This is a genomic window from Streptomyces sp. SID486 (assembly GCF_009865385.1).
Taxonomy (GTDB): Bacteria; Actinomycetota; Actinomycetes; order Streptomycetales; family Streptomycetaceae; genus Streptomyces.
In genome coordinates, this window is record NZ_WWJT01000577.1 from 1 (window position 1) to 12,228 (window position 12,228).

At 71.1% G+C, this 12,228-nt stretch carries 11 protein-coding genes, 1 tRNA gene and 1 pseudogene; 10 read left to right on the top strand and 3 right to left on the bottom strand.

Annotated features, from left to right (window positions below; translation table 11 throughout):
• The 3 genes from GT045_RS26855 to GT045_RS26865 form a co-directional block, all read left to right on the top strand.
• Positions 1-1,105: AIM24 family protein (locus GT045_RS26855; RefSeq protein ID WP_202529068.1), on the top strand; the 1,105-nt coding region annotated here is incomplete at its 5' end.
• A gap of 11 nt (positions 1,106-1,116) precedes the next feature.
• Entirely contained in the window at positions 1,117-1,797 is a 681-nt protein-coding gene (locus tag GT045_RS26860; protein WP_161335743.1) for an AIM24 family protein, read from the top strand.
• A 17-nt stretch (positions 1,798-1,814) separates the two neighbouring features.
• Positions 1,815-2,570, top strand: a complete 756-nt coding sequence (locus GT045_RS26865) for an AIM24 family protein (RefSeq protein WP_161335744.1) — start codon at positions 1,815-1,817, stop codon at positions 2,568-2,570.
• Positions 2,571-2,619: 49 nt separating this feature from the next.
• Here GT045_RS26865 and GT045_RS26870 read toward each other — a convergent pair whose 3' ends face one another.
• Positions 2,620-3,141 (bottom strand): NUDIX hydrolase, encoded by a 522-nt coding sequence (locus GT045_RS26870; protein WP_161335745.1) that lies wholly within the window; start codon positions 3,139-3,141, stop codon positions 2,620-2,622.
• On the bottom strand, positions 3,138-4,577 hold the full coding sequence (locus tag GT045_RS26875) for a zinc-dependent metalloprotease (protein ID WP_161287495.1): 1,440 nt from the start codon (positions 4,575-4,577) through the stop codon (positions 3,138-3,140). The genes GT045_RS26870 and GT045_RS26875 overlap by 4 nt, the downstream gene beginning before the upstream one ends.
• A 192-nt stretch (positions 4,578-4,769) precedes the next feature.
• On the opposite strand from GT045_RS26875, the gene GT045_RS26880 reads away from it, so the two are divergent.
• The 4 genes from GT045_RS26880 to GT045_RS26890 all read left to right on the top strand — a co-directional run bounded on the left by GT045_RS26880 (position 4,770) and on the right by GT045_RS26890 (position 7,973).
• A complete protein-coding gene (locus GT045_RS26880) occupies positions 4,770-5,933 on the top strand; it encodes an SDR family oxidoreductase (RefSeq protein ID WP_161335746.1) in 1,164 nt (387 codons plus the stop codon).
• Positions 5,934-6,051: 118 nt separating this feature from the next.
• Positions 6,052-6,513 (top strand): molybdenum cofactor biosynthesis protein MoaE, encoded by a 462-nt coding sequence (locus GT045_RS26885; protein WP_161298052.1) that lies wholly within the window; start codon positions 6,052-6,054, stop codon positions 6,511-6,513.
• 138 nt (positions 6,514-6,651) lie between these two features.
• Entirely contained in the window at positions 6,652-6,825 is a 174-nt protein-coding gene (locus GT045_RS39090; protein WP_202529069.1) for a hypothetical protein, read from the top strand.
• A gap of 50 nt (positions 6,826-6,875) precedes the next feature.
• Complete coding sequence (locus GT045_RS26890) at positions 6,876-7,973, top strand: PDZ domain-containing protein (protein WP_161335747.1); 1,098 nt, start codon at positions 6,876-6,878, stop codon at positions 7,971-7,973.
• A 74-nt stretch (positions 7,974-8,047) separates the two neighbouring features.
• On the opposite strand, the gene GT045_RS26895 is transcribed toward GT045_RS26890, so the two are convergent.
• The gene (locus GT045_RS26895) at positions 8,048-8,590 is read right to left on the bottom strand and encodes a PPA1309 family protein (RefSeq protein WP_161335748.1); all 543 of its coding nucleotides are present in this window, start codon (positions 8,588-8,590) and stop codon (positions 8,048-8,050) included.
• 164 nt (positions 8,591-8,754) lie between these two features.
• Here GT045_RS26895 and GT045_RS26900 point away from each other — a divergent pair, with 164 nt between their 5' ends.
• The 3 genes and pseudogenes from GT045_RS26900 to GT045_RS26910 all read left to right on the top strand — a co-directional run.
• Positions 8,755-11,640 (top strand): UPF0182 family protein, encoded by a 2,886-nt coding sequence (locus GT045_RS26900; protein WP_202516615.1) that lies wholly within the window; start codon positions 8,755-8,757, stop codon positions 11,638-11,640.
• A gap of 41 nt (positions 11,641-11,681) precedes the next feature.
• A tRNA-Met gene (locus GT045_RS26905) sits at positions 11,682-11,755 on the top strand.
• 205 nt (positions 11,756-11,960) lie between these two features.
• Positions 11,961-12,228 (top strand): annotated as a pseudogene (locus GT045_RS26910) (sel1 repeat family protein); the annotation flags it as partial.

Below are 12,228 nucleotides of genomic sequence, written 5' to 3' on the forward strand. Positions count from 1 at the left end.
CGCGCCGCAGCCCGCCCCGCAGGGCTTCGCCCCGCCGCCCGGCCACACCCCGCCCCCGGCTCCGGCTCCGGCGCCGAACGTGCACGGCGCTCCGACGGTCATCGCGCCGCAGCCCGCCCCGCAGGGCTTCGCCCCGCCGCCCGGCCACACCCCGCCCCCGGCTCCGGCTCCGGCGCCGAACGTGCACGGCGCTCCGACGGTCATCGCGCCGCTGGCCCCGCCCGCCGGCGGCACCGTCCCGCCCCCGGCCCCCGCGCCCTACGGCCAGCCGCCGCAGCAGCCGTCGTACGGCGGCCTGCCCGGCGCGTCGGTGCCTCCCGGCTACGGCCAGCAGCCGCCCGGCCACGGCGGTCAGCCGACCGCTCCCATGCCCCCGGGCTACGGACAGGCCCCCGGCGGCCCGGCCGCCGCCTACGCGGTGCCCCAGGGCGCGCCCCAGGGCGGCGCCGGGGTGGCCGCCGCGCTCAACGCCTTCAAGGAGACGCCGACCGGCAGGCGCTGGACGCAGCAGAACAAGAAGCTGATCCGGGTGGACCTCGGTGTCGGCGGCCAGCCGGTGCTGGCCCGGCAGGGCAGCATGGTGCTCTACCAGGGCAAGGTCGACTTCAGCTACAAGGGCGCCGGGTTCATGGGCCGGGTCGTCGGCAACGCCACCGGCCAGGAGATGCAGCTGATGCGCTGCACCGGCCAGGGACAGGTGTTCCTCGCCGACAACTCCACCCACCTGCACCCCGTCGAGCTCCAGGGCGACGCGATCTGCGTCTCCGCCGAGAACGTCCTCGCCTTCGACGAGAGCCTCCAGTACGAGGTCCGCCGCGTCGAGGGCCACGGCATCCCCGGCGGCGCGCTGTTCACCATGCAGTTCCAGGGCACCGGCACGATCGTCGTCAAGACGCACGGCACGCCCGTGGTGCTGCCGGTCACGCCGACCACCTTCGCCGACTGCAACGCCGTCGTCGCCTGGTCGGCCGCCTCGCAGGTGATCGTGTCCAGCCAGGTCCGCATGCGCCGCAACGCCTACCCCGGCGACACCGGCGAGAGCGTCAACCTGCAGTTCCGGGGCGCGCCCGGCAACTTCATCGTCGTCCAGCCGTACGAGGTCTGAGGGAGCCCGTCATGAACCAGCCGCTCGCGGGCTACGCTCCCGCACCCGTCACCGCCCGCATGGAGAACCACGGCAGCCACATGCTGAAGGTCGCCATGCAGACCGGAAACGACCTCCTCGCGCGCGTGGGGTCGATGGTCGCCTACGAGGGCTTCGTCCAGTACGAGCCCAACCCGCCGGCCGTCCGCCAGATCGCCCGCGACTGGGTCACCGGCGAGGGCGCCCCGCTGATGAAGTGCTCCGGCGACGGCCTGCTCTACCTCGCCGACTACGGCGCCGACGTCGTCGTGATCAACCTCAACGGCGACGGCATCTCCGTCAACGCCACCAACCTGCTCGCCTTCGACGCCCACCTCACGTGGGGCGTCGAGCGCGTGAAGGGGCTCGCGAAGTTCGCCGGGCAGGGCCTGTGGAACACCAGGATCTCCGGGCAGGGCTGGGTCGCGCTGACCTCCCGGGGCAAGCCGATCGTCGTGGACTGCGGCGGCGGCGAGGACGAGACCTACGTCGACCCGGACGCGCTCGTCGCCTGGTCGCCGAACCTGAAGGTGAAGGGCAAGCGCAGCTTCAAGGCGCAGTCGCTGATCGGCCGGGGCAGCGGCGAGGCCTACCAGATGGCCTTCTCCGGACAGGGCATCGTCGTCGTCCAGCCCAGCGAGGACAGCACCGACCGCCTGCGGTTCCGGGGCTGAGGGGGAGCGAGAACACCATGCAGAGCCCGCTTTTCGCGCACAACGACCTCCAGACCCAGGAGCGCTGGAGCCTGCAGAACAAGCAGATGCTCCGGATCACCCTGGAGGGCCACGACGACATCCTCGCCCGCAAGGGCACCATGGTCGCCTACCAGGGCCTGGTCGAGTTCGACGCCGAGTACCGCAGCAACGGCCAGGCACGCGCGCGTGCCCGCACCGGCGAGGGCCTGGACCTGATGCGCTGCCACGGACAGGGCACCGTCTACCTCGCCAACCTGGCGCAGCACGTGCACGTCATGGACGTCGAGCAGGACGGCCTGACCGTCGACAGCTCCTACGTCCTCGCCATGGACTCCTCACTGCACCACGAGGTCATCGCCGTCGACAGCCTCTACGGCATCTCCGGCTCCGGGAAGTACCAGCTGAACATCACCGGACGCGGCAAGGTCGCCCTGATGACCTCGGGCGCCCCGCTGCTGATGCAGGTCACCCCGGACAGGTACGTCAACTGCGACGCCGACGCCATCGTCGCCTGGTCCACCGGGCTGCGCGTGCAGATGCAGGCCCAGACCCACTCCTCCGGCGTGTGGCGCCGGCGGGGCAGCACCGGGGAGGGCTGGGAGCTGAGCTTCATGGGCTCCGGGTTCGCGCTCGTGCAGCCCAGCGAGCTGCTGCCGCCGCAGAACGCGGCGATCGGACAGGGCCTCGCCGCCCAGTTCGGCATGGGACAGCAGGGGGCACGCGGCCAGAACCAGGGCAACGTCTGGAGCTGAACGACGGCGGGCCGAGGGGTGGCCGGGCCGGAGACCACCCCCACCGCCGTCAGAGCCTGGCGCGCGTGGCCTCCAGGAGGCGTACGACCGACTCGTCCGCCACGCCCGCCACCTCGTCGTAGCCGTACCAGCGCAGGTCGAGCGACTCCTCGCTGATCGCCTGCACCGCGCCGGGCGGGGCCAGGACGGCGTACTGGACGTCGAGGTGCCAGTGGCAGGGAGCCGGGATCGGGTGCCGGTCCAGCCGCACCGGTCCACCGGGCAGCGGCGTCAGCCCCGCGATGCCGGACTCCTCCGCCGCCTCGCGCAGGGCCGCCGCCTGGAGTGTGGCATCGCCCGGCTCGCAGTGGCCCCCCATCTGCAGCCACATCCGCAGCTTCCTGTGCAGCGTGAGCAGCACCCGGCCCTGCTCGGGGTCGATCACCAGGGCGCTGGCCGTGAGATGGCCCGCCCGGCACGCCTTCCACATCCCGTCCGGGTGGGCCGCCAGGTGGTCCAGGTAGGACCGGCGCAGCTCGTCCTGGCCCTCGTACCCCTTCAGGACGAGGACCGCGTCGTCGTGCAGGCTCACTCGGTGCCGTCGCCCTCGGCCTCGTCGTCCTTCTTGCGCAGGTCCGGCTTGCCCTCCTGGCCGCCCGCCGCCTCGCCGAGCAGCTTGTCCAGCTCGGAGAAGTCCATCTGCTCGCGGTGCACGAAGCCGTCCGGGTCGTCCAGGTCGGTCGCGGTCGGCAGCATGTCCGGGTGGTGCCACAGGGCGTCCCGGCCGTCGACCCCGCGCGCGTCCGTGAGCGAGGCCCACAGGCGGGAGGCGTCACGCAGCCGGCGCGGGCGCAGCTCCAGGCCGATCAGGGTGGCGAACGTCTGCTCCGCGGGCCCGCCGGTCGCGCGGCGGCGGCGCAGCGTCTCGCGCAGGGCGTCGGCGGACGACAGGCGCGGCTTCGCGGCGGCGTGCACCACCGCGTCCACCCAGCCCTCCACGAGCGCCAGAGCGGTCTCCAGCCGGGCCAGGGCGGCCTTCTGCTCGGGCGTGTCCTCGGGCTGGAACATGCCCTGCTGGAGCGCGTCCTGCAGCTGCTCGGGGTTCTGCGGGTCGAACTGGCCGACCACGTCCTCCAGCTTGGCCGTGTCGACCTTGATCCCGCGCGCGTAGCCGTCGACCGCGCCGAACAGGTGCGAGCGCAGCCACGGCACGTGCGCGAACAGGCGCTGATGGGCGGCCTCGCGCAGGGCCAGGTACAGCCGCACCTCCTCCTGGGCCACGCTCAGATCCCTGCCGAACGCCTCCACGTTGGCCGGGAGCAGGGCGGCCTTGCCGGCCGGGCCCAGCGGCAGGCCGACGTCGGTCGAGCCCACGACCTCGCCCGCGAGCACGCCCACGGCCTGCCCGATCTGCGTGCCGAACATCGCGCCGCCCATCGAGCGCATCATGCCGATCAGCGGGCCCGCCATGGCCTGCATCTCCTCCGGCAGGACATCGCCCATGGCCGCGCCGACCCGCTCGGCGACCGGGTCGACCAGCTCCTGCCAGGCGGGCAGGGTCGCCTCGACCCACTCCGCGCGCGACCAGGCGACGGCGGCGGCGGAGCCCGACGGCAGGGACGTCGCGTCGTCCAGCCACAGGTCGGCCAGGCGGACGGCCTCCTCCACGGACCTGCGCTCGGCCGGGCCCACACTGGCGTCCTTGGTGCCGTCCTGGGTGCCCTGGGCCACCGTCTGGCGCGCGATCTGCTTGGCCATGTCCCAGTTCACCGGGCCGCCCTCGTAGGAGAGCATCTGGCCGAGCTGCTGGAAGGCGGCGCCCAGGTCGGTGGGGTTCAGGGAACCGAACATGGCAGCGAGCGGGTTGTCGGCGCCGGGGCCGAAGCCGCCGGCTCCGGGCAGGCCGCCGAAACCGAACGGATTCGCCGGTCCCTGCTCACCACCGCTCTGCTGGTCCTTCTTCTTGCCCTCGTCGCCGTCTTCCGGCTCCTCCGGCGGAAGGCCGAAACCGAATGGGGTGTCACTCACGGGATTCCTCGGCTGGTAAGGCCACCGGTCTCACTCCGGCGGCGCGGCTGCCCGACAACACCACCCAGCCTAGACACCCGGGCCCGATGGGGCCTCGGTGCTTCGCCTGCGGAAGGCCTGCGGCAGGATGGATGCACCTGGTACGTACGCGTCACTCGCGCGCGTACTGAAGACAACCGCTGGAGACGCCCGGTGAGTTCCCCAGATCCACAGGTTCGCGCAGCGCGAAACCCCTCGACCCCTCCGCCGCCCGGCCCCGGCCCCTCCGCGTCGGCGTCCCGCCCCGGCGGGACGACCGCCGCGCGCGGGCCCGTCGTCGCCGTGACCGGCGCCGCCGGCGGGGTCGGTGCCCTGCTCACCGAGCGGCTCGCCGCGTCCGGGGAGATCAAGCAGGTCGTCGCCATCGACGAGCGGCGGGGCGAGTGCACCGACGCGCAGTGGCACATCCTCGACGTGCGGGACCCGGCGATCGCGGACAAGCTGCGCGGCGCCGACGTGGTCGTCCACCTCGCCCTCGACCTCGATCTGGAGACCGACCCGGCGGCGCGCACCGCCTACAACGTCCGGGGGACCCAGACCGTCCTGACCGCCGCCGCGGCGGCCGGGGTGCACCGGGTGGTGCTGTGCACCTCGGCGATGGTCTACGGCGCGCTGCCGGACAACGAGCTGCCCCTGTCGGAGGACGCCGAGCTGCGGGCCACCGCCGAGGCCACCGGCGTGGGGGACCTGCTGGAGATCGAGAGGCTGGCCCGGCGGGCCCCCCGCGCGCACCCGGGCCTGAACGTCACCGTGGTGCGGCCCGCGGTCCTGGTCGGCGGCACCGACACCGCGCTGACCAGGTATTTCGAGTCGCCGAGGCTGCTCGTCGTGGCCGGGTCGCGGCCCGCGTGGCAGTTCTGCCACGTCGAGGACCTGTGCGGGGCGCTGGAGTACGCCGTCCTGGAGAAGGTCGACGGCGAGCTGGCCGTCGGCTGCGACGGCTGGCTGGAGCAGGAGGAGGTCGAGGAGCTGAGCGGGATCCGCCGGATGGAGCTGCCGTCGGCGGTCGCGCTCGGCGCGGCGGCCCGGCTGCACCGGATCGGGCTCACTCCGTCGCCCGCGGGGGACCTCGCGTACACGATGTACCCCTGGGTGGTCAGCGGCAGCAGGCTGCACGACGCCGGATGGCGGCCGAGGTGGACCAACGAGGAGGTGCTCGCGGAGCTGCTCGGGGAGGTGTCCGGGCGGCACACGGTGGCCGGGCGGCGGCTGGGGCGCAAGGACGCGACGGCGGCCGGGGCGGCCGGCGCGACGGTCGCCCTGCTGGGCGCGGCGGCCGTCGTCCGCCGGGCCAGGAAGGCCCGGCGGCGCGTCTGAGGCCCCGGGGGCGGTGCCCGGCGCCCGGAACCGCTGTAGGAGCCTCCAAGACGGGGCGCGCGTGTGACTGGTGAAACTCGCATTCCCCGCCGTCCCGGGCGTGCGGCACGATGGCCTTATGGCGCACATGAACGAGCACCCCGGTGAGCAGGCGGCTCAGGACCCCGTCAAACTGATCGGCATCCGGCGGACCCCGCTCTCCGTGGACGAGGTGTTCCGGGCCGTCGGCGACGACGCCGCCGGAGGCATCGCGCTGTTCGTGGGGACCGTGCGGAACCACGACGGAGGCGCCGACGTCGACGGGCTCGGGTACTCCTGCCACCCCAGCGCCGAGGCCGAGATGCGGCGGATCGCCGAGAAGATCGTGGCGGACCACCCCGTACGTGCGCTCGCCGCGGTCCACCGGGTGGGTGACCTCCGGGTGGGCGACATCGCCGTGGTCGTGGCCGTGGCCTGCCCGCACCGCGCGGACGCCTTCGACGCCTGCCGCAGGCTGATCGACGACGTCAAGCACGAGGTGCCGATCTGGAAGCACCAGACGTTCTCGGACGGCACCGAGGAGTGGGTCGGCGCCTGCTGATCCCCCGGTCGCCGTCACCTCCGGCACACCCACCCGTCCGGTTGCGTAACCGGCACCCTGGCGTGAGCGTTGTCCGTGCGGATGGTTAATCTGCTGATCAGTCAGTCGCGGACGCTTTTGGCGCAAAGGGAGGCCGGCATGGGGGTGCTCGTCTGGCTGCTGATCCCGCTGGTGGCGGCGGTCGGCGGCGGGCTGTGGGGCAGTTGGGCCAATCGCACCCGCAAGGTGCGCAGCGATGGTCCTGAGCTGGACGGATACGCCCGGTTCCGGGAGGCCATGGAGAAGCCCCGCTCGGGCGCGCGCGGCGCGTGACAGGGGTGCCCTGACGGTGCGCTGACAGACACGTCCCGTACTGTCGTGCCATGCCACGCCGCACCGCGACGATGCTCGCCTCGACCCTGATGCTGATCGCGCTCCTGTGCGCGGGAGTACTCATCCCCGTGCCGTACGCGGAGATGTCCCCGGGCCCGACCGTGAACACGCTCGGGCAGCACGACGGCGAGCCGGTGCTGCAGATCACCGGGCACAAGACCTATCCGGCGGACGGTCACCTGAACATGACGACCGTCCGGGTCACCAGCGCCGACTACCGGATGAACCTCGTCGAGGCCGTCTACGGCTGGCTGGCGCACGACAGCAAGATCGTTCCGCACGACACGCTCTACCCGGACGGCAAGACCGAGGAGCAGTCCACGCAGGAGAACGCCGAGGAGTTCAGCCAGTCCCAGGAGAGCGCCAAGGTCGCCGCCCTCAAGGAGCTGGGCGTTCCGGTGAGGTCCTGGGTGATCGTCTCCACGGTCGTCAAGGGCTCCCCGGCCGAGGGCAGGCTGCACGCCGGTGACGTGGTCAAGGCCGTCGACGGCACGGCGGTCAAGCAGCCGGCCGACGTCGCCAAGCTGGTGACGAAGCACAAGCCCGGCCAGGACGTCGTCTTCACGGTCGTCCCCGCCAAGGACCAGGCCGCCGCCGAGAAGGCCCACCGGACGGCGACCGGGACGCGGGACGTCACGATCAGGACCGCGGTCTCCGACGACCGCGCCGCCAGGCGGGCCATCGTCGGCATCTCCGCCGGGACCGACCACACCTTCCCGTTCACCATCGACATCAAGCTCGCCGACGTCGGCGGACCCAGTGCCGGCCTGATGTTCGCCCTCGGCATCTACGACAAGCTCACGCCGGGCAACCTCACCGGCGGCACGTTCGTCGCGGGTACGGGAACCATCGACGACGGCGGCACGGTCGGTCCGATCGGCGGCATCGAGATGAAGACCGTCGGCGCGCGCAGCAAGGGCGCCCGGTACTTCCTGACCCCCGCCGACAACTGCGCGGCGGCCGTCAAGGACACTCCGGACGGGCTCACCCTGGTCAAGGTCAAGACCATCCACGACGCGCTCGACGCGCTGAAGGACATCCGCGGCGGGGACACCGACGCCCTGCCGAAGTGCACCACCAAGGGCTGAGCGGGCCGGGCGACGGCTGGGGGCGCTCCCCGCGCACCGGGGGCGCCCCCTTCGCCGTACCGCGGCGGACGGGATCAGTCCGCGAACGTCGCCGCCAGGGCCTCCGCCAGGCCCGGCACCAGCTCGGGGCCGGTCAGGACCTCCGTGGGGGAGTCCTTCTCGCGCAGCCGCAGCGCCGCGTCGCGGCTGCCGTCGCGCAGCACGGCCACCGTCATGCGGACCTCCTGGCGCTCGGGGTGCTGAGCGACCCACTTGGCCAGCCCGGCCTCGTCCAGACCGGAGGGGACCTGGGCCTCGGCGGACGGCGGCAGCATCAGCCGCTCCACCGTGAGGGCGCAGCCGGTGACCGCGTCGGGCCAGGCGATGGTGCCGAGGAACTCGTCCAGCGGCTTGCCGGAGGGGACCTCGTCCTGCTCGATCGGGGTGAGACCGGCGGTCTCGGGCTCGTCCTGCAGGCCCAGCTGAGCCGCGAGCGAAGGTTCCTGAGCCCGCAGCCGTGCGGTGTCTACGAGGGCGAAGAGGCGAGCGGGCTGGTCCCAGCCGAGGCCGGAGACGTACTCGTCGATCTCGAGTACGGCCCGGGTGAGCGGGCTCGCTGCCATGGGAGTGTTGGACATGGTCACAATCCTGCCTTGTTCCCGGCCGGAATCGGGAACCGCGTAAGCGGTGAGTAAGTTGCATAGGTGTGGGCCCGCGATCACGGGGGGCCACGGCGGGCCCGCGAACCCGGGGGCCTGACGGATCGACAGCGAACTTCGAGGTGCGCACCTTGGCTTTCCAGATGCCGGACCGCGGCGGAGGCCCGACGGGGCCACGGATCAGAGCGGGCCGCCCGTCCCGGAGGATCCGGGCCCTGCTCGTGACCCTGGGCGTCCTTGCCGTCCTCGGCATGGCGTTCACCATGTTCGCGGGCTTCTGGACGGACTGGCTCTGGTACCGGTCGGTGCACTACTCGTCCGTCTTCACCACCACCCTGTCGACCAAGATCGGGCTGTTCTTCGTCTTCGGCCTGCTCATGGCCCTCGCGGTCGGCTTCAACATCTGGCTCGCGCACCGGCTGCGGCCCCCGCTCAGCGCCATGTCCATGGAGCAGCAGAGCCTCGACCGCTACCGCATGGGCATCGCGCCGTACAAGAAGTGGCTGCTGATCGCGGTCACCTCCCTGGTGGGTCTGATCGCGGGCGCCTCGGCGTCGAGCCAGTGGCGGACCTGGCTGATGTGGGTGAACGGCGTCCCCTTCCACGAGAAGGACCCGCAGTTCCACCTCGACGTCTCCTTCTACGCCTTCGACCTGCCCTGGTACCGCTTCCTGCTGGGCTTCGGCTTCGCCGCCGCCATCCTGTGCCTGATCGCCGCGGCGCTCACGCACTACCTCTACGGCGGACTGCGGGTCACCAGCCCCGGCGCGCGGGCCACGGCCGCCGCGACCGGGCACCTGTCGGTGCTGCTCGGCATCTTCGTCGCCCTGAAGGCGGTCGCCTACTGGCTCGACCGGTACGGCCTGGCCGTCAAGTCCAGCGACTTCAAGGCGACCGACGACTGGACCGGCCTGCGCTACGTCGACGCCAACGCCTACCTGCCGGCCAAGACGATCCTGTTCTGCATCGCCGTCATCTGCGCGCTGCTGTTCTTCGCCACGCTGTGGCGGCGCACCTGGCAGCTGCCGGTGATCGGCTTCGGCCTGATGGTCCTCTCGGCGATCCTGATCGGCGGCCTGTACCCGGCGATCGTGCAGAAGTTCCAGGTCCAGCCCAACGAGCAGGCCAAGGAAGCCCCGTACGTCCAGAAGAACCTCAAGGCGACCCGTGAGGCGTACGGCATCGACGACACCGAGGTCACCAAGTACGACGGTGTGTCGACGACCTCGGACAAGACGCGACTGCGCAGCGACGCGAACGACGCGGCGAGCATCCGGATCCTGGACCCGAACATCGTCTCGCCGACGTTCCAGCAGCTCCAGCAGATGAAGAACTACTACGGCTTCCCGACCAACCTGGACGTCGACCGGTACCCCGCCAAGGACGGCAAGGAACAGGACACGGTCCTCGGGCTGCGCGAACTGAACCTGGACGGCATCCCGAAGAACAACTGGATCAACGACCACTTCCGGTACACGCACGGCTACGGGGTGGTCGCCGCCAAGGGCACCGAGGCGAAGGACGGGGAGCCGGTCTTCACCGAGTACGACCTGCCGTCCAGGGGTGACCTCGGGACCTACCAGCAGCGGATCTACTACGGCGAGAAGACCGGCACCTACTCGATCGTCGGCGGTCCCCAGAAGGAGATCGACTACTCCGACAACGACGGTGAGAAGACCACCAGCTACGAGGGCGGCAGCGGGGTCAACCTCGACAACCCCGTCAACCGGGCCGCGTACGCGGTGGCGTTCAACGAGCCGCAGATCCTCTACTCGGGTGCGATCGGCAAGGGTTCGCGGATCCTGTACAACCGCACGCCCAAGGAGCGCGTGGAGGCGGTCGCCCCCTGGCTGACCATCGACGGCGACGCCTATCCGGCGGTCGTCCACCACCGCATCCAGTGGATCGTGGACGCCTACACGACCACCAACGGCTATCCGTACTCCTCCCGTACGACCCTCGGTGACACGACGGCCGACTCGCTGACGGCGACGAACAACTCGCGCGCGGTGGTGGCCCAGCAGAACCAGGTCAACTACATCCGCAACTCGGTGAAGGCGACCGTCGACGCGTACACCGGCGAGGTCAAGCTCTACGAGTGGGACACCAAGGACCCGGTGCTGAAGACCTGGATGAAGGCGTTCCCCGGCACGGTGCAGCCGAAGAGCGCGATCTCCCCGGAGCTGATGGCCCATCTGCGTTATCCGCAGGACCTGTTCAAGGTGCAGCGTGAGCTGCTCACCCGCTACCACGTGACCGACGCCGAGACCTTCCTCACCGGCAGCGAGGTGTGGCAGGTGCCCGACGACCCGACCAACAAGTCGGGCAACGCGGTGCCGCCGTACTACCTGAGCATGAAGATGCCGGACCAGAAGAAGCAGGCGTTCTCGCTGTCGACGACGTTCACGCCCAACGGGCGGGACAACCTCAGCGCGTTCATGTCCGTCGACGCGGAGGCCGGCACCGGCGACTACGGCAGGATCAGAATCCTGAAACTGCCGACCAGTACGACGGTCGACGGACCCAAACAGGTGCAGAGCAAGTTCAACTCCGAACAGGACATCGCCGCCGCGATCAAACTCCTCAAGGGCGGCGACTCCGACATCGAGTACGGCAATCTGCTGACCGTGCCCCTGGACGGCGGCCTGTTGTACGTGGAGCCCGTCTACGTACGCGGCGGTGGACTGAAGTACCCGCTGCTGCGCAAGGTGTTGGTCACCTACGAGGGCCGGACGGCGTTCGAGAACACGCTCGGCGCCGCCCTGGACAAGGTCTTCGGCACGAAGAGCCCGACGACCACCCGGCCACCGGACACCGGCACCACCAAACCGCCCGCCACCGGCAATCCGACGGTCGACCAGGCGCTCCAGGACGCCCAGAAGGCATTCGACGCCGGGCAGCAGGCGCTGAAGGACGGACCGGACTGGGACGCCTATGCCAAGGCGCAGAAGGATCTCCAGGAGGCCCTGAAGCGGGCCGAGGACGCGCAGTCCAAGGCCGGCCGGACGGGCGCCGGAAACCAGAGTTGATCAAAGCCCCTCCGTGCCGTGGTACGGTTGACCTGCAACGGCGCGGGGTGGAGCAGCTCGGTAGCTCGCTGGGCTCATAACCCAGAGGTCGTAGGTTCAAATCCTGCCCCCGCTACTGAAAACGAAGGCCCGGATCCAACAGGGATCCGGGCCTTCGTGGTGTGCGAACTCATGTACTGAGGGGAGGTACGGCCGCGCCGCCGTGGGGAGTTGGGCACGTTGTGTTTGACTTGTCGTCCTGTGGGCATGTCGACAAAACGCTGAAGTGACCTCACGGGCTGCGGTATACCGGGTGTACCCAGGTTGCAGGTGGTGCGACGATGGACGTTATGGGGGACAAGGCAACTCTGTTCGGGACAGGGCGATTTGTGCAGCCTGTCGGCACGGAGCCGACCCGCGACGAAATGGTGGACATGGGGGAAGCCGCCGAGGAGACGCGCCTCGCGCTCGCCGCGCAGAGCGGTGACGCCGAGGCGGCCAGCGTCCTCGGAGCCATCCTGCTGCGCCGCGGCGACCTCGACGGAGCCGAACCCCAGCTGCGTGCCGCCACGGCGGCCGGTGACCGGGCCGCCGCCAACAACCTGGGAG

What these genes read in the sequence shown, in the direction of transcription:
- GT045_RS26860 (WP_161335743.1), top strand. Translation starts at nt 1,117, where the DNA reads ATGAACCAGCCGCTCGCGGGCTACGCTCCCGCACCCGTCACCGCCCGC.
- GT045_RS26865 (WP_161335744.1), top strand. Translation starts at nt 1,815, where the DNA reads ATGCAGAGCCCGCTTTTCGCGCACAACGACCTCCAGACCCAGGAGCGC.
- GT045_RS26885 (WP_161298052.1), top strand. Translation starts at nt 6,052, where the DNA reads ATGGCGCACATGAACGAGCACCCCGGTGAGCAGGCGGCTCAGGACCCC.
- GT045_RS39090 (WP_202529069.1), top strand. Translation starts at nt 6,652, where the DNA reads ATGGGGGTGCTCGTCTGGCTGCTGATCCCGCTGGTGGCGGCGGTCGGC.
- GT045_RS26890 (WP_161335747.1), top strand. Translation starts at nt 6,876, where the DNA reads ATGCCACGCCGCACCGCGACGATGCTCGCCTCGACCCTGATGCTGATC.
- GT045_RS26895 (WP_161335748.1), bottom strand. Translation starts at nt 8,590, where the DNA reads ATGTCCAACACTCCCATGGCAGCGAGCCCGCTCACCCGGGCCGTACTC.
- GT045_RS26900 (WP_202516615.1), top strand. Translation starts at nt 8,755, where the DNA reads ATGCCGGACCGCGGCGGAGGCCCGACGGGGCCACGGATCAGAGCGGGC.